General features: G+C 72.0%; 14 protein-coding genes and 1 tRNA gene. 13 read left to right on the forward strand and 2 right to left on the reverse strand.

The annotated features are described in order from the left end of the window. Positions 1-6 precede the first annotated feature (6 nt). The 8 genes from AB0D46_RS02650 to AB0D46_RS02685 all read left to right on the forward strand — a co-directional run bounded on the left by AB0D46_RS02650 (position 7) and on the right by AB0D46_RS02685 (position 12,804). A complete protein-coding gene (locus AB0D46_RS02650) occupies positions 7-573 on the forward strand; it encodes a small secreted protein (RefSeq protein ID WP_362875407.1) in 567 nt (188 codons plus the stop codon). Positions 574-878: 305 nt separating this feature from the next. Further along, positions 879-2,396: a methyltransferase gene (locus tag AB0D46_RS02655; RefSeq protein ID WP_362875408.1), complete on the forward strand. Its 1,518-nt coding sequence runs from the start codon at positions 879-881 to the stop codon at positions 2,394-2,396. 152 nt (positions 2,397-2,548) lie between these two features. Further along, a complete protein-coding gene (locus AB0D46_RS02660; RefSeq protein ID WP_362875409.1) occupies positions 2,549-2,746 on the forward strand; it encodes a hypothetical protein in 198 nt (65 codons plus the stop codon). A 265-nt stretch (positions 2,747-3,011) separates the two neighbouring features. After that, positions 3,012-5,849, forward strand: a complete 2,838-nt coding sequence (gene topA, locus AB0D46_RS02665; protein ID WP_362875410.1) for a type I DNA topoisomerase — start codon at positions 3,012-3,014, stop codon at positions 5,847-5,849. A gap of 273 nt (positions 5,850-6,122) precedes the next feature. Next, on the forward strand, positions 6,123-9,392 hold the full coding sequence (gene tmk / locus AB0D46_RS02670) for a dTMP kinase (RefSeq protein ID WP_362875411.1): 3,270 nt from the start codon (positions 6,123-6,125) through the stop codon (positions 9,390-9,392). Positions 9,393-9,631: 239 nt separating this feature from the next. Then, complete coding sequence (locus AB0D46_RS02675) at positions 9,632-10,843, forward strand: DNA polymerase III subunit delta' (RefSeq protein WP_362875412.1); 1,212 nt, start codon at positions 9,632-9,634, stop codon at positions 10,841-10,843. A gap of 227 nt (positions 10,844-11,070) precedes the next feature. Further along, positions 11,071-12,603: an alpha/beta hydrolase gene (locus tag AB0D46_RS02680; protein ID WP_362875413.1), complete on the forward strand. Its 1,533-nt coding sequence runs from the start codon at positions 11,071-11,073 to the stop codon at positions 12,601-12,603. 127 nt (positions 12,604-12,730) lie between these two features. Further along, positions 12,731-12,804, forward strand: a tRNA-Thr gene (locus tag AB0D46_RS02685). Positions 12,805-12,928: 124 nt separating this feature from the next. On the opposite strand, the gene AB0D46_RS02690 is transcribed toward AB0D46_RS02685, so the two are convergent. Further along, the gene (locus AB0D46_RS02690) at positions 12,929-14,539 is read right to left on the reverse strand and encodes a tyrosine-type recombinase/integrase (protein WP_362875414.1); all 1,611 of its coding nucleotides are present in this window, start codon (positions 14,537-14,539) and stop codon (positions 12,929-12,931) included. Beyond that, on the reverse strand, positions 14,536-15,216 hold the full coding sequence (locus tag AB0D46_RS02695) for a helix-turn-helix transcriptional regulator (RefSeq protein WP_362875415.1): 681 nt from the start codon (positions 15,214-15,216) through the stop codon (positions 14,536-14,538). Before AB0D46_RS02695 ends, AB0D46_RS02690 begins: the two co-directional genes overlap by 4 nt. Positions 15,217-15,309: 93 nt before the next feature. Between AB0D46_RS02695 and AB0D46_RS02700 the strand changes: the two genes are divergently transcribed. The 5 genes from AB0D46_RS02700 (at position 15,310) to AB0D46_RS02720 (ending at position 20,976) form a co-directional block, all read left to right on the forward strand. Beyond that, positions 15,310-15,540, forward strand: a complete 231-nt coding sequence (locus AB0D46_RS02700; RefSeq protein WP_362875416.1) for a hypothetical protein — start codon at positions 15,310-15,312, stop codon at positions 15,538-15,540. A gap of 461 nt (positions 15,541-16,001) precedes the next feature. Continuing rightward, on the forward strand, positions 16,002-17,054 hold the full coding sequence (locus AB0D46_RS02705; RefSeq protein WP_362875473.1) for a DUF3631 domain-containing protein: 1,053 nt from the start codon (positions 16,002-16,004) through the stop codon (positions 17,052-17,054). Between the two features lie 378 nt (positions 17,055-17,432). Continuing rightward, on the forward strand, positions 17,433-18,266 hold the full coding sequence (locus AB0D46_RS02710) for a DUF2637 domain-containing protein (RefSeq protein ID WP_362875474.1): 834 nt from the start codon (positions 17,433-17,435) through the stop codon (positions 18,264-18,266). Between the two features lie 452 nt (positions 18,267-18,718). Further along, on the forward strand, positions 18,719-19,279 hold the full coding sequence (gene mobC, locus AB0D46_RS02715; RefSeq protein WP_362875417.1) for a plasmid mobilization relaxosome protein MobC: 561 nt from the start codon (positions 18,719-18,721) through the stop codon (positions 19,277-19,279). Continuing rightward, complete coding sequence (locus AB0D46_RS02720) at positions 19,276-20,976, forward strand: mobilization protein (protein WP_362875418.1); 1,701 nt, start codon at positions 19,276-19,278, stop codon at positions 20,974-20,976. Before mobC ends, AB0D46_RS02720 begins: the two co-directional genes overlap by 4 nt. The last annotated feature ends 99 nt before the right edge of the window (positions 20,977-21,075 follow it).

A 21,075-nucleotide genomic window follows, 5' to 3' on the forward strand; every position in this document is an offset into this window, starting at 1 on the left:
AATCCGGTGAACAAGAAGTTTGCGGCCGCGGTGTCCGGCGGTGCGGTACTGATGCTCGTCCTGTCCGGCTGCGGCGGCGACGGGGAAGACGACAGCAAGCAGAAGGCCGACGCCTGGGCCAAGAAGGTCTGTGACAAGTGGGAGCCCGAGCTCACCAAGATCAAGACCACCAATGACGAGTTGAAGCGGGTGGCCACCCAGAGCAACAAGCCCGAAGAGGTCCAGCAGACCGACTCGGCCGCGTTCCAGTCGCTGTCCGACGCCTACAAGTCCATGGGCGGGGCGCTGACCGCGGCCGGCGAGGCGCCGGTCAAGGACGGCAAGAGCGCGCAGGACGCCGTGGTGAAGAGCTACGACCAGATCGCCAAGAGCTACACCGAACTGAAGACGAAGATCGACGCGCTCGACGCGAAGGACCAGAGCAAGTTCGCGGAAGGGCTCCAGCAGGTGGCCGGCGGGCTGACCGAGGTCGCGGCCAACGAGACGGCGAGCAAGCAGAAGCTGGAGTCCACGGGGCTCAAGGTGATCTACGGCCAGAAGGGCTGCCAGGTCACCACGCCCGCGACGGGCTGATCGCCGTACGGGCTGATCGCCGTACGGGCCGGTCGCCGTACGGGCGGGCCGCCGCGCGGGCGGGCGGACGTACGGGCCCACCGCCGCGCGGCGCGATCGCCCGACGGTTGACCGCCGTACTGGCTGACCGTCGTACTGGTTGGCCGCCGTACGGGAGCATCGCGCGCAGGCGATCCCCTCCAGGGGTTGCTCGCGGCGCGGGTCGATCGCCGCTCCGGGCGGCCGGAGTTCCCTCGGGGAGCCGGCCGCCCTGCCGTGTGTCGGGGGTCGTTCGGTTTGCCGGTCCCAGCGGCCACAATGGACGCGTGAGTACCACCAGTCTTCCCTCGTCCGACCGCGCCGCCGAACTCCGCGCCGCGCTGCTCGCCGCCGGTTTCACCGCCGACGGGCTGCTCGACCTGCTCGGCGCCCCCGCCTACGCGGCGTTGGCCCGCAGCGAGACGGTGCCCGCCCTGCGGGCCACGCGCACCGCCGGCGACACCCCGCTCGCGAGCCTGGTCCGGCTCTTCCTCCTCCAGCAGCCCGTGCCGTACGTGCACGCCGCGGCCGCGCTGCCCGTCGAGGCCGCCCTCGCCGGCGGCTGGTTGCGGGGCGAGGGCGACGAGGTGCACGCCACCGTCGACGTACGCCCGTACGGCGGCCCCGAGGGCGAGGACTGGTTCATCGTCTCGGACCTCGGCTGCGCCGTCGGCGGGGCCGGCGGGATCGGCAGCCGGGAGGAGGGCGTGGTCCTCGGGGTGGGCGGGGCGTCCACCACGCTGGCCGGCATCACCGTGCGGATCCCCGTCGGGTCCGCCCTCGACCTCGGCGCCGGATCCGGTATCCAGGCGCTGCACGCCGCCCAGCACGCGACCCGGGTCACCGCCACCGATGTCAACCCGCGCGCCCTGGAGTTCACCCGTTTGACGCTGGCTCTCTCGGGTGCGCCGGAGGCCGAATTGCTGGCCGGCTCGCTCTTCGAGCCCGTCGGGGACGCCACGTACGACCTGATCGTCTCGAACCCGCCGTTCGTGATCTCCCCCGGCGCCCGACTGACCTACCGCGACGGCGGCATGGGCGGCGACGACCTGTGCCGGACGCTGGTCCAGCAGGCGGGCGCGCACCTCAACCCCGGCGGGTACGCCCAGTTCCTCGGCAACTGGCAGCACGTGGAGGGCGAGGACTGGCACGACCGGCTCCGCTCCTGGGTGCCGCGCGGCTGCGACGCCTGGATCGTGCAGCGTGACGTGCAGGACGTGACGCAGTACGCGGAGCTGTGGCTCCGTGACGCGGGCGACCACCGCGCCGACCCGGCCGAGTACACCCGCCGGTACGAGGAATGGCTGGACGAGTTCGAGGCCCGCGGCACCAAGGCCGTCGGCTTCGGCTGGATCACCCTGCGCCGCACCGACGCGGCGGAGCCCTCGATCGTGGTCGAGGAGTGGCCCCACTCGGTGGAGCAGCCGCTGGGCGATTCCGTCCTGGCGCACTTCGCGCGCCAGGACTACCTGCGCGAACACGACGACGCGGCCCTCTTGGCCGGCTACTTCCGGCTGACCGCCGAGGTCGTCCAGGAGCAGGTCGGCGCGCCCGGGGCGGAGGACCCGGAGCACGTGGTGCTGCGGCAGAACCGCGGCATGCGGCGGGCCACCAAGGTCGACACGGTCGGGGCGGGCTTCGCCGGAGTGTGTGACGGCTCACTCAGCGCGGGCCGGATCCTCGACGCGATCGCCCAGCTGATGGAGGAGGATCCGGTCGTCCTGCGCGACCGCACCCCGGAGGCGATCCGGCTGCTGGTGGAGCAGGGCTTCCTGGAGCCGCTGGCGGGCGAAGGCGCTTCCTGAGGCCTCTCCGGGCCTCCCCGGGGGCTTCGGGACTTCTCCGCGTACCCGTGATGTAACCCGGGGTTCGCCCGCCGTATCCCCACGGCCGGCAGGCTCCGGGGCAGCGGGATCCGGGGGGATCCCCGAGCGGTCCAGGGGTAAAGGGGAACGGCATGGAACGCGGTCCGGCGATCTTCGCGGCGGCCGTGTTCCTGCTGTTCGGGGCCGCTCTGCTGGTCTGGACGGGGGCGCGCGCCCTGCACCGCGCTCCGGTGGCTGAGGGCGTGCGCCCCGTCGTGGCCGTACCGCTGGCCCTACTGGCCGGCGCCGGGGCGTTGGCCCTCGGCGTCTGGTGCCTCCAGCGCTTCTGAGGCGGACTCGCCGATGATCTCCGTACGGGGTGAAACCCGACGTCGAGACGGGTGCGGGGGCGGGGCCAGACGGCCCTCGGGCCACCCCGGTCGGTGACCGGAAGGGGTCCGGCGCGGCATCCGGGCGGCAGAAACGGCACTTGTCGGGTTACCGTTCGAGTGGCCGTTGCGGGCTTGTGCCGTTTGACACGGGGGCGGGTTGTACCGTCACACTCCGCAGCGTCGCCGTACTGCGACCGAGTGCCGACCGGAGAGAAGAGCCAAGTTGTCCCCGACTAGCGAGACCGCAAAGGGCGGCCGCCGACTCGTCATCGTCGAGTCCCCTGCCAAGGCGAAGACGATCAAGGGCTACCTCGGCCCGGGATACGTCGTCGAGGCGAGCGTCGGGCACATCCGCGACCTCCCCAGCGGCGCGGCCGAGGTTCCCGACAAGTACACCGGCGAGGTGCGCCGTCTCGGCGTGGACGTCGAGCACGACTTCCAGCCGATCTACGTCGTCAACGCGGACAAGAAGGCGCAGGTCCGCAAGCTCAAGGACCTGCTGGCCGAGTCCGACGAACTCTTCCTCGCCACCGATGAGGACCGCGAGGGCGAAGCCATCGCGTGGCACCTGCAAGAGGTCCTCAAGCCCAAGGTCCCCGTCCACCGCATGGTCTTCCACGAGATCACCAAGGACGCGATCCGCGACGCCGTCGCCAACCCGCGCGAGCTCAACCAGCGCATGGTCGACGCCCAGGAGACCCGCCGCATCCTCGACCGCCTCTACGGCTACGAGGTCTCGCCGGTCCTGTGGAAGAAGGTCATGCCGAAGCTGTCGGCGGGCCGCGTCCAGTCGGTGGCCACGCGCATGGTCGTGGAGAAGGAACGCGAGCGCATCGCCTTCCGCTCCGCCGAGTACTGGGACCTGACCGGCACCTTCGCCACCGGCCGCGCCGGTGACGCCTCCGACCCCTCCACGCTGGTCGCCCGGCTGAACACGGTCGACGGCAAGCGCGTCGCCCAGGGCCGCGACTTCGGCTCGACCGGGCAGCTCAAGAGCGAGGTGCTGCACCTCGACGAGGCGAACGCCCGGGCGCTCGCCGCCGCGCTGGAGCAGACGTCGTTCGCGGTCCGGTCGGTCGACTCCAAGCCCTACCGCCGCTCCCCGTACGCCCCCTTCCGCACGACGACGCTCCAGCAGGAGGCCTCGCGCAAGCTGGGCTTCGGCGCGAAGGCGACCATGCAGGTGGCCCAGAAGCTGTACGAGAACGGCTTCATCACCTACATGCGTACGGACTCCACGACGCTCTCCGACACCGCGGTGAACGCGGCCCGCGCGCAGGTCACCCAGCTGTACGGGGCCGACTACCTGCCGGAGAAGCCGCGCGTATACGCCGGCAAGGTCAAGAACGCGCAGGAGGCGCACGAGGCGATCCGGCCTTCGGGTGATCGTTTCCGCACCCCGGCCGAGACCGGTCTGACCGGCGACCAGTTCCGCCTGTACGAGCTCATCTGGAAGCGGACCGTCGCCTCCCAGATGAAGGACGCGACCGGCAACTCGGTGACCGTGAAGATCGGCGGCGCCGCGTCGGACGGCCGGGACGCCGAGTTCAGCGCCTCCGGCAAGACGATCACCTTCCACGGCTTCATGAAGGCCTACGTCGAAGGCGCCGACGACCCGAACGCCGAGCTCGACGACCGTGAGAAGCGGCTGCCGCAGGTCGCCGAGGGCGACGCGCTGTCGGCCGACGAGATCACCGTCGACGGCCACGCGACGAAGCCGCCGGCCCGCTACACCGAGGCCTCGCTGGTCAAGGAGCTCGAAGAGCGGGAGATCGGCCGCCCGTCGACGTACGCGTCGATCATCGGCACGATCCTCGACCGCGGCTACGTCTTCAAGAAGGGCACGGCCCTCGTGCCGTCCTTCCTGTCGTTCGCCGTGGTGAACCTCCTGGAGACGCACTTCGGGCGGCTCGTCGACTACGACTTCACGGCGAAGATGGAGGACGACCTCGACCGCATCGCGCGGGGCGAGGCCCAGTCCGTGCCGTGGCTCAAGCGCTTCTACTTCGGTTCCGAGGAGGCCTCCGAGGTCGTCCCGGCCAACGGCGACCACCTCGGCGGCCTGAAGGAGCTGGTCACGGACCTGGGCGCGATCGACGCCCGGGAGATCTCCTCCTTCCCCGTCGGCGACGGCATCGTGCTGCGCGTCGGCCGCTACGGGCCGTACGTGGAGCGCGGCGAGAAGGACACCGAGGGCCACCAGCGCGCCGACGTACCGGACGACATGGCTCCGGACGAGCTGACGGTCGAGTACGCGGAGGAAATGTTCGCGAAGCCGAGCGGTGAATTCGAACTGGGCGCCGACCCGGTGAGCGGGAACCAGATCGTCGCGAAGGACGGTCGTTACGGGCCGTACGTCACCGAGATCCTTCCCGAGGGCACCCCGAAGACGGGCAAGAACGCGGTCAAGCCGCGGACGGCCTCCCTCTTCCAGTCGATGTCCCTGGACACCGTCACCCTCGACGACGCGCTCAAGCTGATGTCGCTGCCGCGCGTGGTCGGCGTGGACGCGGAGGGCGTCGAGATCACGGCCCAGAACGGCCGCTACGGCCCGTACCTGAAGAAGGGCACGGACTCGCGGTCCCTGGAGACCGAGGACCAGCTCTTCGCGATCACCCTGGACGAGGCCCTCGCCATCTACGCGCAGCCCAAGCAGCGCGGGCGGGCCGCGGCCAAGCCCCCGCTGAAGGAGCTGGGCACGGACCCGGTGAGCGAGAAGCCGGTCGTGGTCAAGGACGGCCGCTTCGGGCCGTACGTGACGGACGGCGAGACCAACGCGACGCTGCGCCGGGACGACGACGTCGAGACGATCACGCCCGAGCGGGGCTACGAGCTGCTCGCGGAGAAGCGGGCCAAGGGCCCGGCGAAGAAGACCGCGAAGAAGGCGCCCGCGAAGAAGGCGCCGGCCAAGAAGGCCCCGGCGAAGAAGGCGACGGCCACCAAGACCGCCGCGAAGAAGACGACGGCGGCCAAGAAGACGACCGCCGCCACGAAGACGGCGGCGGCGAAGAAGGCGACGACGGCCAAGAAGACGGCGGCCGTTCCGGCGTCGGAGGCGTAGCGGCCGGGTCGGGGGAGCGGGCGGGTCGGGCGTAGCGGGCGGGTCGGGCGGGTCGCCGGGCTCGGTCCGGGCGGCTCGATCGGGAGGCTCGTGCTTCCGTCCGTTCCCGGTCCTTCCGTCCGGGTTTCGGTTCGTTTTTCCGAGGGCCCCGCGCGATCCGCGCGGGGCCCTCGGGCATGCCGGACCGGGGTGCGGGACGAGTGGGTGCGGGGTCACACGAGGCCCTGTCCACAGGCCAACGCAACCGCCAGGGACAGCGGATAGGCTGGGCGGATGACGCGAGCCGAGCAGCCGACGGTCGTGACCGACGCCGAGAACACCGCCTACGACGAAGCCCTGGCCGCGGACTCCCGCGAGCGAGCGGTGCGCGCACTGCTGCGCACCCCCAGACTCCGCCGGCTGTGGAGCGCACAGCTGGTGAGCGGCATCGGCGACGCCCTCGCCCTGCTCGTCCTGGTGTTGCTGACGCTCCAGGCGGCCGTCGGCGCGGCCCCGGGAGGCGTCTTCGGCGACGGTTACCGGGGAGCGGCCTTCGCCGTCGCCGCCGTCTTCGGCGTGCGGATCCTCGCCACCGTGCTGTTCGGAGCGGTACTGCTCGGCCCGCTGGCCAAGCTCACCGCCCCCGGGGGCAGGCTGGACCGCCGCTGGACGATGGTCGGGGCCGACGGGCTGCGGATCTGCCTGTTCGTCGTCGCCCCGCTCTGGCTCGACTGGATCCCCGGGCAGGCCACGACCGCGCTGCTCGCCACCGTCTTCGTCGCCGGCGCCGCCGAGCGGGTGTGGACGCTGGCCAAGGAGAGCGCCGCGCCCGCGCTGCTGCCGGAGCCGCCGCCCGAGGGGGCGACCGTACGGCCGCTCCCGGACCACCTCGACGCCCTGCGGCGCCTGACGCTGCGTACGGCCTTCGCGGCGATGCCCGTCGCCGCCGGCGCGCTGCTCGCCGCGACCCTCGTGGGGCGGGCCCTGGGTCTGGGTGTGGACTGGTTCGCCGCGAACCAGGCGGCGCTCGGTTCGTACGTGGCGGCCGGCCTGTTCGCCGCGTCCGTCTCGCTGCTGCTGCCGCTGGTGCTGCCCGCGACGAAGACCCCGCGGCCGCGGTCCCCGCTGGAGGGCCTGCGGGCCCCCAAGGCGGGCGACCAGCGCGAGAAGGGGCGTACGGGAACCCTGCGACTGTTCGTCCTGGCCGGCGCGGCCGTCGCCGGAGCGGTGGCTTCCGCCGCTTCCGTCGCCGTGCTGCTGGCCTTCGACCTGGGCGCCGGTCCCGCCGCGTACGCCCTGCTGGTGCTCGCCCTCGTCGGCGGCACCGCCCTCGGCATTCGTGCCACCCAGGCCGGCAAGGTGCTGCCCACGCTGTCGCGGCGCCGCCTGCTGGCCCTGGCCACGGGCGTGACCGGCCTCGCACTGCTGCTGATCGGGCTCGTCCCGGACACGGCCACCGTGGTGTTCCTGGCCCTGCTCGCCGGTACCGCCGCGGGCGTCGCCGCCAACACCGGGCACACCCTGCTGGACCAGGAGACCGAGGAGTTCCGGCGGGCCCGGGTCACCGAGCACCTCCAGGCCGCGGTCCGGGTCGCGGTGGCGCTGGGCGCCGTCGTGGCGCCGCTGCTCGCCGCCGCGATCGGCCCGCACCGGGTGGGCGGGGGCGAGGTCGTGGTCGCGTACGGTGGCGCGGCCTTCACGCTGATGCTCGTCGGCGCGCTGCTGCTGCCCGTCGCCGTGGTGGTCCTCACCAAGGCCGACGACCGCGGCGGAGTACCGCTGCGCCGCGACCTGCGCGAGGCGCTGCGCGGCGGCGACCCGGTCCAGGCCCCCTCCACGACCGGGTTCTTCCTCGCCCTCGAAGGCGGTGACGGGGCCGGCAAGTCCACCCAGGCGGAGGCCCTCGCCGACTGGATACGGGGCAAGGGGCACGAGGTCGTCGTGACCCGCGAACCGGGAGCCACGCCGGTCGGCAAGCGGCTCCGCTCGATCCTGCTCGACGTGTCCTCCGCCGGGCTGTCGAACCGCGCCGAGGCGCTGATGTACGCCGCCGACCGCGCGGAGCACGTGGACACGGTCGTCCGGCCCGCGCTGGAGCGCGGCGCCGTGGTCATCTCCGACCGCTACATCGACTCCTCCGTGGCCTATCAGGGCGCCGGCCGCGACCTCGCCCCGACCGAGATCGCCCGGATCTCCCGCTGGGCCACCGGCGGACTCGTACCGAACCTGACCGTCCTGCTCGACGTGTCCCCGGAGACCGCCCGGGAACGTTTCACCGAGGCGCCCGACCGACTGGAGTCGGAGCCGGCGGAGTTCCACCAGCGGGTGCGCGCCGGATTCCTGACGCTCGCGGCGGCCGACCCCGGCCGCTACCTGGTCGTCGACGCGGGCCAGGAGCCGGGTTCGGTGACCACCGTCGTACGGCACCGCCTGGACCGGATGCTGCCGCTGTCCGAAGCAGAGGTGGCGGCGCAGATCGAGGCCCGCCGACTCGCGGAGGAGGAGGCCCGGCGCAAGGCCGAGGCGGAGGCCGCCCGCAAGGCGGAGGAGGCCCGGCTGAAGGCAGAGGAAGAGGCCCGGTTGGCCCGGGAGGCCGAGGAGGCCCGGATCAGGGCCGAGGCGGAGGCCGCCCGCAAGGCGGAGGAAGAGCGGCTGCGCGTCGAGGAGGAGGCCCGGGCCCGGGCCGAGGCCGAACGGCTGCGCGTCGAGGCGGAGGCGAAGGCCCGCGCCGCCGAGCAGGAACGGCTCCGGCTCCAGGAGGCGGAGGAGGCCCGGCTGCGTGCCGAGGCCGAGGCGCGGAGGCTGGAGAAGCAGCGTCGCGCCGAGGAGGCCCTGCTGAGGGCCGAGGAGGCACGCCGGCAGGCGGAGGCTTCGGCGGCTGCCGCGGCGGCCGCGTCCGCTGCGGCGGCGGCTGCTTCGGCGCCGCCGGCTGCTTCGGCGCCGGGGCCTGCGGCTGCGGGGCCTGCGGCTTCGAGGCCTGCTGCATCCGGGCCCGCGGGTTCGGCGTCCGCTCCCAAGGTCGGCATGCGGAAGGGTCCGCTGCCGGACGACGCGGTCACCGTCGAGACGCCGGTGGTCAGGCGGGTCGTCCAGCCGGACGACGTGACCCAGACCGTCCCGGTGCCGAAGGTCGATCCGCCGCGGGGCGCGGCCGGAGCGTCGGACGAGACGGCGGTGCTGCCCGCCGTACGACCCGACGGGGCGGCGGGTCCGGGTGATTCCGGGGCCACGGGTCCGTCCGGGGCCGCTGGTCGGCGGACCGCGCCGGCCGCGCCGGCCACCGGGTCCGGCGGTCGGAGCGGCTCCGCGTCGCGGCCGACGGCCCGCCGGTCGGAGGAGAACCCGACGGAGCGGGTTCCGCCCGGCATCTTCCGTGACGCCGGGAACGACGTGACCCGCGAGCTCCCCGTCCTCGGGGAGGACGGCCGGCCGCGCCGCGAGCCCTCCGACTGGGCGGAGGCGACCCCGATGGACGACCTGCCGACCCTGGCGGACGAACTGCTGGGCTCGCGCCGCGACGATGACGACGAGGACGAGGGGCGCCGCCCGCGGCGCAGGCGCTGACGCGGTGCGTCGGCGCAGGCGCTGACGCGGTGCGGCGCCACGGACGCTGACGGCGGCGAGCGGATCGCGGAGCGGCCGGGATTGTCGGTGGCGGGCGCCACAATGGGAACGGCACGCGCGTGGCCGCCGACGGCCGCCCGGACTTCGGGCGGCGGCCGGTTCGCACAGCGGGCGGGCCGCACGGCCAACGGGGTCGCACGACCCCGGATCGACACGGAGTGGGAAGGGTGGTGGGCGGGATGCCCGTATGGGACGACCTCGTGGGACAGGACCGCGTGCAGGCGCAGCTGGCCGCCGCCGCCCGGGACGCCGACACCCTGGTCACCGCCACCGCGGCCGGCACCCCCGTACCCGCCACGTCCAAGATGACGCACGCCTGGCTGTTCACCGGACCGCCCGGCTCCGGGCGGGCCACGGCGGCCCGCGCCTTCGCGGCCGCACTCCAGTGCGTCAGCCCCGACCGCGCCCTCGGCGGTGAACCCGGCTGCGGGTTCTGCGACGGCTGCCACACCACCGTGATCGGTACGCACGCCGACGTGGAGATCGTCCGTACCGACCTGCTGTCCATCGGCGTCAAGGAGACCCGCAGCCTCGTCCGTCGGGCCCAGCTCTCCCCGGCCGTCGGGCGTTGGCAGGTCATCGTCCTCGAAGACGCCGACCGGCTCACCGAAGGCGCCGGGAACGTGCTCCTGAAGGCCGTGGAGGAACCCGCTCCGCGGACGGTGTGGCTGCTGTGCGCGCCTTCCCTGGAGGACGTGCTGCCCACCATCCGGTCCCGCTGCCGGCACCTGACCCTGCGTACCCCGTCCGTGGAGGCGGTCGCCGATCTCCTGGTGCGGCGCGACGGGGTCGAGCCCGCGGCCGCTGCGGCGGCCTCCCGAGCCACCCAGGGGCACATCGGGCGGGCCCGGCGGCTCGCCACCGACGAGGCGGCCCGGAGCCGGCGCACCGCCGTCCTGCGGCTCCCGCTGCGCGTGGACGACGTGGGCGGCTGCCTCAAGGCCGCGCAGGAACTCGTCGACGCGGCCGCGGAGGACGCCAAGCAGGTCGCGGAGGAGGTCGACGGCAAGGAGACCGAGGAACTGAGGGCGGCGCTCGGCGCCGGCGCCGGAGCGGGCAGCCGGATGCCGCGCGGCACCGCGGGCGTGATGAAGGAACTCGAGGACCGCCAGAAGCGCCGCCGCACCCGTACCCAGCGCGACAGCCTCGACCTGGCGCTGACCGACCTGACCGGCTTCTACCGGGACGTGCTGGCCCTCCAACTCGGATCCGGCCTCGCCATCGCGAACGAGGAGATACGGCCGGACCTCGACCGGATCGCCCGCGCCTCGGGTCCCGAGCGCACGTTGCGGCGGATCGAGGCGATCATCGCCTGCCGGACCGCCCTCGACCGGAACGTGGCGCCGCTGCTCGCCGTCGAGGCCATGACGATGGCGCTGCGCGCGGGCTGACGAGGCCTACGGGTGGCACCGGTCCGGGCCCGGGCCCGCCTCGGTGGTTCACCCGTACGAGCGGTCCGGTGCGGGCCGCGCGGGACGGGCCGCTCCGGGCGGGTGACGGGCTCTGCCGGGCGGGCGACGGGCTTTTCGGGCGGGCGACGGGCTTTTCCGGCTCGGCCGTCCGCTGCCCGGACCGCTTCCACCCGACGGCGGGCGGGCCCGAGCCGTAGGCTCCTGGCATGGACACCAGTCGCCTGCTGCGTACCACCGGGACCGTGATCGCGGCCGCCGGGCTGCTGCTCTCCGGGTGCACGTCCGGCGGTTCGGGGGTGGCCGCCTCGGCGGGTTCGTCCGCGGTCCCGGCCGGGCTGCGTCCGTACTACGAGCAGAAGCTGAGCTGGCGCGCGTGCGGTGTCCCCGGCTTCCAGTGCTCCACGATGAAGGCGCCGCTGGACTACGGGAACCCGGGCGCCGGCCAGGACATCGACCTCGCGGTCGCCCGCCGCACCGCCACCGGCCCCGGCAAGAAGCTCGGCTCGCTCCTGGTCAACCCGGGCGGGCCGGGCGGCTCCGGCATCGGCTACCTCCAGGCGTACGCGGGCATCGGCTACCCGGCGGCCGTGCGCGCCCAGTACGACATGGTGTCCTTCGACCCGCGCGGGGTGGATCGCAGCAACCCCGTCGAGTGCCTGACCGGACCGCAGATGGACAAGTTCACCCAGGTGGACCAGACGCCGGACGACAAGGCGGAGCGGGCCCGGCTGGTGGCCGCGTTCAAGGAGTTCGCCGCGGGCTGCCAGACCCGCTCGCAGCGGATCCTGCCGCACGTCTCCACCGTCGACGCCGCCCGGGACATGGACATGCTCCGCGAGGTGCTGGGCGACGAGAAGCTCAACTACGTCGGGGCCTCGTACGGCACCTTCCTCGGCGCGACGTACGCCGACCTCTTCCCGGACCGCGTCGGGCGGCTGGTGCTGGACGGCGCGATGGACCCCTCCCGGCCGGCGATCGACCTCAACCGGGACCAGACGGCGGGCTTCGAGACCGCCTTCCGGTCCTTCGCCACGGACTGCGCGAAGCAGTCCGACTGCCCGCTGGGTCAGGGCGATCCGGACGCCGTCGCGCAGCGCCTGAAGGAGTTCTTCCGCAAGCTCGACGCGCAGCCGGTCCCGTCCGGTGATGCCTCCCGCCCGCTGGGCGAGTCGCTCGCGACGACGGGCGTGATCGCGGCGCTGTACGACGAGAGCGCCTGGCCGCAGCTGCGCGAAGCCCTCACCAACGCCATGGACGGCGACGGCGCGGGGCTGCTGGCCCTGGCCGACAGCTACTACGAGCGCGGGGCGGACGGGAAGTACGCGAACCTGATGTTCGCGAACGCCGCCGTGAACTGCCTCGACCAGCCGCCCGCCTTCACCGGCCCGGACGCCGTCGACGCCGCGCTGCCGTCCTTCGCGAAGGCCTCACCGGTGTTCGGCGCGGGGTTGGCCTGGGCCTCGCTGAACTGTGGGTACTGGCCGGTGAAGGCCACGGGCGAGGCGAAGGCGCTGCCCGCGAAGGGCGCGGCGCCGATCGTGGTGGTCGGCACCACGCGGGACCCGGCGACCCCGTACAAGTGGGCCCAGGCCCTGGCCGGCCAGCTCGACTCCGGCACCCTCCTGACGTACGACGGCGACGGCCACACGGCGTACGGACGCGGCAGCGACTGCATCGACACCGCCATCAACCAGTACCTCCTCCAGGGCGTCGCGCCGAAGGACGGAAAGCGCTGCTGACCGGGCCCGACCCCACCGAATCCGCGCCCCGACGGACCCGGTTCGGGGCACCCCGTTTAACCCTGTAGACTTGGCGCCGCTGCTGATGAGAGCCTCCCGCCAGGGAAATTCTTGTCTTCCCAGCGGTGCCGCCTTAGCTCAGCTGGCCAGAGCAACGCACTCGTAATGCGTAGGTCTCGGGTTCGAATCCCGAAGGCGGCTCTGTAGAACCCCCAGGACTCACTCGCCGTGACCTGGGGGTTTTGCTTTTTCCGAGGTCAGCTGGCGCGTGCTTCGCCTGGGGCCCGAAACCCCGTGCGTGAGCGATGCGTGAGCGGAGGGGCCGTCAGCCCTTCTTAGCGGTCTTCTCGGCCTTGCCCTTCTTCTTCCCCTTGCCCTTCGACTTCGCGGCTTGCTTGGCCTTCTTGGCGGCCTTGCGGGCCTGCTCTTCCTGCTCGGCCTTGCGCTGGAGGGGGACCAGCTTGGCTGTGGCCTCGGCGGCGCTCTTGCCGACATGGGGAAGCACGCTCTGGTAGATGTCGCGCGTGATCCGGGTGTCACTGTGCCCGAGGGTGTCCGACACGATCTTGATGTCGATGTCGGCCGCCAGCATGAGCGTTGCCGCCCCGTGTCGAAGATCGTGCAACCGGATCGGCGGCAGCCCGGAGGCGGCCACCAGCCGCTCGAAGAGATCGGTCACCTTCCCTGGGTGCAGCCAGGAGCCGTCCTCCTGGGTGAAGACGAGCCCGGTGTTCACCCAGGCCGACCCCCACTCCGCACGGTCGGCTTCCTGCTGCTTGCGGTGCCACTCCAGGACCCCGACGGTGTCATCGTCGAGCGCGACGACGCGGAAGCCGCTATCCGTCTTCGGCTCGGACGCCTCGACCTCCCAGCCGTCCTGGACGAGCTGCCCAGTCACGGTGAGGGAGTGCCGGTCGAGATTGGTCTCCGACCACGGCTGTCCGCACGCCTCACCCCGCCGCAGGCCGCGGAACGCGATCAGGTGCCACATGGCGTACAGCCGGTCGCCGGCGACGAAGTCGAGGAAGGCGCCGGTCTGTTCCGGCGTCCAGACCATCACCGGAAAGGGCTTCTCGCCGGTCTGCTCCCACTTGGCGACCCGCTCGTCCGTCCACACCAGCGCCTTCGGCTTGCGCACCGGATCGATCTCGACGTGGGCCGCCGGGTTGAACGTGATGATCTGCTGCCCGATCGCGTCGTTCAGGGACGCGCGGAGCGTGGCCTTCACGTGCTGGCGCGTGGCAGGGCCGGTCACCCGTCGGAAGGCCGGCATCGCGTCGAGAGCCGCCTTCAGCGCCTTCCGGCGAGCACGGTTCTCGGCCCCCTTCCATGGGATGGTCGCCAACTCATCCACGGCAGCCCGCCGCTGGGCGTTCTGCTCCAGGACCTCGGCGTTGCCGTCGGCGATGGCCGTGAACATCTCGCTCAGGTGGCTGACCCGCAGTCGGTCAAGGCGCCGGTGCCCGATGTGCGGCTTGAGGTGCACGCGGATGTCGGTCTCGTAGCGGCTGATGCCCGACTTCCGGATCCGCTTGCCCGCCAGCCACCGGTCCAGCCACTCAGCGACGGTCAGGCTGCCGACGAGGTCTTGGCCGGCCTTGAGTCGCCGCCGGGTCTCCTCGATGTCCGGCAGAGGCAGCTTCTCGCCGCTGACTTCGGCGAGCATCTCGGCGACCAGCTGTATGCCTTCGGGGTCGTCGGCGTCTACAAGCCCCAGGAGGGCTCGTACGTGGTCGAGGTCGGCCTGGGCTGCCTTGAGGCTGCTGTACCCGCCACGGGCGAAGGACCTTCGGCTGTCGTCATCGTGGGGCGGCAGCTCCTGGCGTATGGAGTAGGTGCAGTGGTTCCTGCTGTTGCGCTTGGGGCAGGAAGTGCCGAGTTCCTTGCCGGTCTTGGGGTCGCGGCAGGAACAGCGGCGGTAGGTGGAGCCCTTCAAATGTCGTCCTCGTCCTCGTCGTCGGTGTCGGGTGGGTCGATGTCGGTGAGTGTTGGTGGCAGCCCTGGCGGGGTGGCGCCCTCTTCGCGGATGTCCTCGCGGAGACCAAGGAGGCTCCACTTGGCTTGGTCGGCACGCTTGGCGTAGTCGTCCTTCCGGCGTTCGGCTTCCTCGCGCTGGGTGGGTGTGGTCGCCGTCTTCACCGCGAACTCAGCCCGCTCCACCTCGTTCAGGGCGGCCTCGACGGTGCGGACCAGGCTGGCGTGCCGGTTGAAGTCGGGGATCAGTCCGGAGTCGAGGGCGTCGCGGCCGGGCTCCTCGGCGGTGAACTTCCGCATGGCCTCCCAAGTCGGGATGAGCTCGTGGAAGGGAAGTTCCTGGGTCTCCTCGACGTAGCCGACCGGGAAGATCAGGCAGATCGGGGATGTGTACAGGGCGGCGGCCAGGATCATGACGTCGACCAAGGGCAGGTTGGCCCTGCGGCCTGATTCCAGGTTGGCGATCACGTTGCGCGGGATGGGGTGACCGAGCTCTTCGCAGCGGTCGGCCAGTCGCTGTGCGCTCCAGCGCATCTCCTTCCTTCGTCGCCGGACCTCGCCGGCGACGTTTTGCTTGACCCGGTCGACCCATTCCGGGAAGGCGTCCTCGTCTTCATCATCGAAACGGCGTTGTGTCATGAAGACACATTAGCTTTTTCATCATTGAAGTCATACGCCTGGAGCCGGATGCGATGACGTGTTCGCCGTGGGCTGTGACGAGAGGAGCGCCGCGTGCGCGATAACCCGACTGGAACCGGGTCGAAAGCGATGAGCCGGGATCAGTTGTTGGCCCTTCCGGTATCCATTGACCTGGAGACGGGCAACCGTGCTCTGGGGATCGGGCGGAGCAAGGGCTATGAGCTGGCGAAGCGCGACCAGTACCCGTGCAAGGTGCTCCGGTTGGGCAACGGGTACCGCGTGGTGACGGCGGACCTGCTGAACCTGCTGGGTCTGGCCGCTTGAGGGCGAGGGGAGGTATCAGAGCGTTCTGCGCTGAACTGACACAGAAGCGCTGGACTGTGCCGGGGGTCGTACGTACTGTTCGTGTTCCCCCGGCGCGGCCAAGTGCCCCTGGGAAATGGGTGAGCCCCCGACGCGCCAACGTCGGAGGCCCCAGCAATACCCACACACGCGATCACACGGTCGACCCGAGTGGCCTGCACGCACGCGGCCACAAGAGAAGGAGCTGCCTCTTGAAACCTACGTCACCCACGCCCCCCGCCGCACCTGCCAAGACGGACTGGCCGGTGACCGCGATCCCCGGCCAGCCGGGCGCCCACCTGCGCGACGCGGAAGGCCAGGACCCCGGCGCGGCCACCCGAACCCACGCCGAGGAGCCGCCTTCCGCCCCGACGCAGGCTCCGGCCTCGGAAGGGGAGAAGATCCTGGACGAGCTACGGGCCACGATCCGCCGCTATGTCGTGATGCCCAGCGAGGAGGCGCTGACCGCCACGACGCTGTGGGCGGCGGCAACGCATCTGCAGACGATATGGCAGCACGCCCCGCGTCTGGCCGTCACCGGACCCGGCAAGCGGTGCGGGAAGTCTCGGCTCCTGGAGGTCCTGCACGAGTCCGTCCACGAGCCGCTGATCACCATCAGCGCCAGCGCGGCGGCGATCTTCCGGTCGATCGGCGAGGCCAACCCGCCGACCCTCCTGGTGGACGAGGTCGACACCATCTTCGGCTCGGCCAAGGTCGCCGAGAAGAACGAGGAGATGCGCGGCCTCCTCAACGCGGGCCACCAGCGCAACCGGCCGACCCTGCGCGTGTCCGGGCCCAACCACGAGGTGGTCAAGTTCCCCACCTTCGCCATGGCCGCACTCGCAGGCATCGGCGACCTGCCCGACACGATCATGGACCGGTCGGTCGTCATCCGCATGCGCCGCCGTAACAGCGGCGAGAGGATCAGTTTCTGGCGCTACGGACGCGATGACCTCCGCGTGCAGGAGCTCCGTGAACGCCTGGCGGCCTGGATGGACAGTGTCCGGGAGGAGGCCATCGCCCTGGAGCCGAAGCTGCCGGTCGAGGACCGCGCCGCTGACACCTGGGAGCCCCTGATCAGCGTCGCCGACCTCGCGGGCGGACGCTGGCCCCTGATGGCCCGCACCGCGTGCACGGCCATGACGGACTACGAGTCCGGGCGCGACGAGGACGGCGGCCTGAAGGTCCGCATCCTCACCGACATCCGCCAGGCCTTCACCGGCGAAGGTGACCCGCCGGTGCTGCGGACCAGCCGCCTGCTGGACATCCTCAACAAGGACCCGGAGGCGCCCTGGGCCGAGCACAGCCCCAGCGGACTCACCCCGCGAGGCCTGCAGATCCTGCTCCGGGACTACGGCATCAGCTCAGGCAACCGCCGCTTCCCTGACGGCAACCAGGCCAAGGGCTTTACCCGCGTCCAGTTCACCGACGCCTGGACCCGGTACTGCCCGCCCGAACCGGCAGCCGCCCAGGCCCCGGCTGAGCCCGGCGCCTGACCCTCCCCGTCTCGTCCCACTCGTCCCCGCGCAGGTCAGCGCGGGGACCAGTGAAGGACCCGCAACGAGTCGACTCGACATCACCAGGCTGCTGACCTGGCCAAACACGCCGCCCCAGGCGCGAAGCCGCCCGCAAAGGGACTCCTCCGGGAGCCGCGAGTAGGCACCCGTCCCGACTCGTACCCCACTCGTCTCACCAGCCGCCCCGCGTGCCGTGTCGGGCAGGTGCAACGAGTCGACTCGACATCAGCAGCCCACTCGTACCTGCCCTGACCTGCGGCAGGACGAGTGGGACGAGTGCACACCCTCCCCAGCCATCCCCCAGCCCGGTGGCCACACCTCAGCCTTGGAGCACACCGCTTGACCACATCCACCCCCATGACGAGCCCGGCCGCCGAGCGGTACGTCCTGGCCGCCGCCGGATGCGTGATCGTCGCGCTGACCGCAGCAGCGTTCTGGCTCTCCTACGCCCACCTGGCCGAGGTCGCCGGACGTCATGGCCTGGGCCATGCCCCCCAACGCCAGTGGGCATGGCCCGCCACCCTCGACGCGTTCATCGTCTCCGGGGAGCTCCTGATGCTCCGCGCCAGCCTGCGCCGAGCGACCGACTGGTGGGCCATCGCCCTGACCGCCATCGGCTCCCTCGGATCCATCGCCCTCAACGTGGCCGGCGTCCACGGCACACGCGGCACCACCCAGGTCCCGCTCCTGGACTACGTGATCGCCGCCGTGCCCCCTGCCGCAGCCCTCCTGGCTTTCGGCGCCCTGATGCGGCAGATCCACCAGCACGTAGCCGAACCCGCCACCCCACGCCGCTCGGAGGACCGCCACCACCCCACGGCGGCGTCCGCCCAGTTCAGGCACGATGACGGGCTTGCCTCCAGCCGCCAGCCCGAACCCACATGCGACGAGCCAGAGGATCCAGGTGACAACGGCACCGAGACCGCATCGGAGCCGGAACTGGACGACGGTCCCCGCAAAGCCGCCGCGCCGGCGGCCCCCTCCCGGAAGGTCGGTCGACCGACAACCGGTGACCTGGACGACTTCCTCGCGATCGTGGAGAAGCTGGAAGGAGAACCGACGCTGAAAGAGATGCGCAAGGCCATCGAGGGCGAAGGGCACTCCATCAGCAACGAGCGCCTGGGGAAGGTGAAGCAGGCGGATGTGAAGCGCCGCAGGCAAGCCCTCACCGAAACCCCGACCGGACACTGACCGGTATTCACCGCAGGCCAACGCCGGTAAGGCCCGATGGGGACCGTGGCTGCCTGATGGCTACGGTCCCCATCGATCACCGCAGACCGCCGGTCCCCTAACCGTTGGCCCGGTCCCCAGTCCGCAAGCCGCGCTCCGCGGTCCCCTGCACCGTGCCAGCCATCTGCGGCATTCCGGCGACGGCGGGCCTTCCGGTCATCTCTTCGTTGACCGCGCGCCACAACTCGTCTCAACGCCAACGCCCGTTGCCACACCGCCACCCCACCCCCGCATCGGAGAAGCACCCTGTGACGCTCGACCCGAACGACCCCGACTCCACACCCTCGGCACCCTCGAAGTCTCCTAGGCCGACCGACCGTTGGCGGCGTGCGTTCGGGATGACGGCTCCTGGCGGAGCCAGTAGTACCCCGAGTCCGACTCAAGGCCGGTCTTCGGGGGTCTCCGCCCCGGGGGTGGCGGAGACGGCCCAGCGCCAGGGGGCGCCGGACCGTGAGGTCGGGACCGAGGGCGGCCCCGACCAGGACACGCTCCACGCCGTCCAGCGCGACATCCTCCACGCCGAACGCAGCGCCGAGCCCGCCGCCGGCGAGCCAACGGTGAAGAGCGTCCAGCCCACGATCCGCCGCTTCACCGGCAACAAGCGCGGTGACCGCGTCGGCCCGCTGCGCTTCACAGACGACGAACGCCCCCGCCTCCAGGAGGCCGCCGCCGAGCACGGCTACAAGGGCGAATCCGGCTTCGCCGCCGACATCGTCCTCGCCTTCATTAACGGGCGGTTCACCACCAACCTGCCCCTGTCCGAGGATCGGCGCCGCACGCACGTCTTCCGCGCTCAGGTCCTGCGCCAGTGCAACCGCATCGGCGTCAACGTCAACCAGATCGCCCGCGCCCTGAACAGCGATCTCACCCCGCCCGACATACGCCAGTGCCTCGACGAGCTCCACGACCTGCTCGTCCTGATCGCCGAGGCCCTGCGCGAGCCCGCCAACCCGCAGGAGGTCCGACAGCCGTGATCGCCGCCATCAAGCCCTCCGGCGCCAACACCCGCGGACTGCTCGCCTACCTCTACGGCCCCGGCCGCCACGACGAGCACACCGACCCGCACATCGTGGCCGGCTTCGCCATGCTCGCCATGCCCGACCCCGGCCGCGACGAGAACGCCACCCTCACCCAGCTCGCCCGCTACCTCGACGAACCCGTAAGCCTCCGAAACAGCGAGTTCGGCAAGAAGATCACCGACCACGTCTGGCACTGCCCCGTCCGCGCAGCCCCCGAGGACCGCCACCTCTCCGACGCCGAGTGGGGCGAGATCGCCCAGCGCATCGTCGCCGCGGCCGGTATCGCCCCCGAGGGCGACGACCTGGGCTGCCGCTGGATCGCCGTACGCCACGCCGACGACCACATCCACATCCTCGCCACCACCGTCCGCGAGGACGGCCGCCGACCCAAGCTCCACGACAGCGGCATACGCGTCGGCGACGCATGCCGACAGATCGAGAAGGACTACGGCCTGCGCCGCCTGAAGAAGGGCGACCGCACCGGGACCCGCGCCCCCACTCAGGCCGAGATGCACAAGGCCCAGCGCCTCGGCTGGGAACAGACCAGCCGCGAATGGCTCCAGGACCGCATCCGCTCCGCCATCCCTCACGCCCGCACTGCCGAGGAACTCCTCGCCTACCTCGAAGCCGACGGCATCGCGGTCAAGGCCCGGCGCGGCCCATCTGGAGACCTCCTCGGCTACGCCGCAGGCCGCCCCGGCGACCTCAACAAGGACGGCGAACAGACCTTCCACCCCGGCGGGAAGATCGCCCCCGACCTCACCCTCCCCAAACTCCGGGACCGCCTCGAAGCCGCCCAGCCCGAGGAACACCCCACCGCCCGCCGCAACCAGCCCGCCACCCCCTGGCACCAGGCCACCGAAGCCCTCGACACCTTCCGCACCGACCTCGCCGACGACACCCACGCTCAGGCACACATCACCGCCCTCGGCGAACTCCTCGAAGCCACCTCCCAGAAGGCCCCCACCCACCTCCGCGCCGAACTCCAGGCCGCATCGAAGGCGTTCGCACGCGCCCAGCGCTCACAGATCCGGGCGGAAGGCCGCGCCGCCCACGCCATCCGCAACGCGGCCCGCGACATCGTCCACACCGCCACCGGCCCCGACGGCAGCGCCCTCGCCGCACTCATCGCAGCCCTCCTGTGGGCCGGGATCATCGCCGGCCGCTGGCATGAGGCCAAGGGTCACGCCCACCAGGCCGACGCCGCCCGCCAAGCCCTCCACCACCTGCAGGCAGCCGCCGAGCAAGCCCTCACACCGACGCTCGTCGTACTCGAACAGCGTCAGCCGAGGGAGGAGGCCCGCCGGACCCTCGCCCGAGACGTACGCGCCGCCGTCCCCGACCAGGCCGACCGCATCCTCACCGACCCCAGCTGGCCCGCCCTCGCCGCCCTCCTGGCCGACGCGGAGGCCTGCGGCCACCAACCCCACCACCTCCTGAAGGAGGCCGCAGCCCAGCGCGAACTGGGCACAGCCCGCCAACCCGCCCGCGTCCTGATCACCCGCCTTCAGCACACCAGCCGCAACCCCAGCCCCAACCCCCGCGCCGAAGCCGCCCGCCGACGCACGACGGCATCGTGGACCGACCACCCGGGACACGGCACGCAGCCGCCCACCCTGCCCGCGACCCCGCCGAACCGTCCCCGACGCTGAGCTCCAAGCTCCCCACTCGGAGCCCCGTTCTCCACCCTCCGCCAGCCGGGGCTCTCCTTGCAGGACAGCCGATCAGCCGGCGTGGGGCACCGCTACCAG

Source organism: Streptomyces sp. NPDC048383 (assembly GCF_040651775.1).
Classification (GTDB): domain Bacteria; phylum Actinomycetota; class Actinomycetes; order Streptomycetales; family Streptomycetaceae; genus Streptomyces.

Coding starts and splice junctions, on each gene's coding strand:
- AB0D46_RS02660 (WP_362875409.1), top strand. CDS start 2,549: ATGGAACGCGGTCCGGCGATCTTCGCGGCGGCCGTGTTCCTGCTGTTC.
- AB0D46_RS02710 (WP_362875474.1), top strand. CDS start 17,433: ATGACGAGCCCGGCCGCCGAGCGGTACGTCCTGGCCGCCGCCGGATGC.
- AB0D46_RS02695 (WP_362875415.1), bottom strand. CDS start 15,216: ATGACACAACGCCGTTTCGATGATGAAGACGAGGACGCCTTCCCGGAA.
- AB0D46_RS02705 (WP_362875473.1), top strand. CDS start 16,002: ATGCCCAGCGAGGAGGCGCTGACCGCCACGACGCTGTGGGCGGCGGCA.
- AB0D46_RS02675 (WP_362875412.1), top strand. CDS start 9,632: ATGCCCGTATGGGACGACCTCGTGGGACAGGACCGCGTGCAGGCGCAG.
- AB0D46_RS02680 (WP_362875413.1), top strand. CDS start 11,071: ATGGACACCAGTCGCCTGCTGCGTACCACCGGGACCGTGATCGCGGCC.
- tmk (WP_362875411.1), top strand. CDS start 6,123: ATGACGCGAGCCGAGCAGCCGACGGTCGTGACCGACGCCGAGAACACC.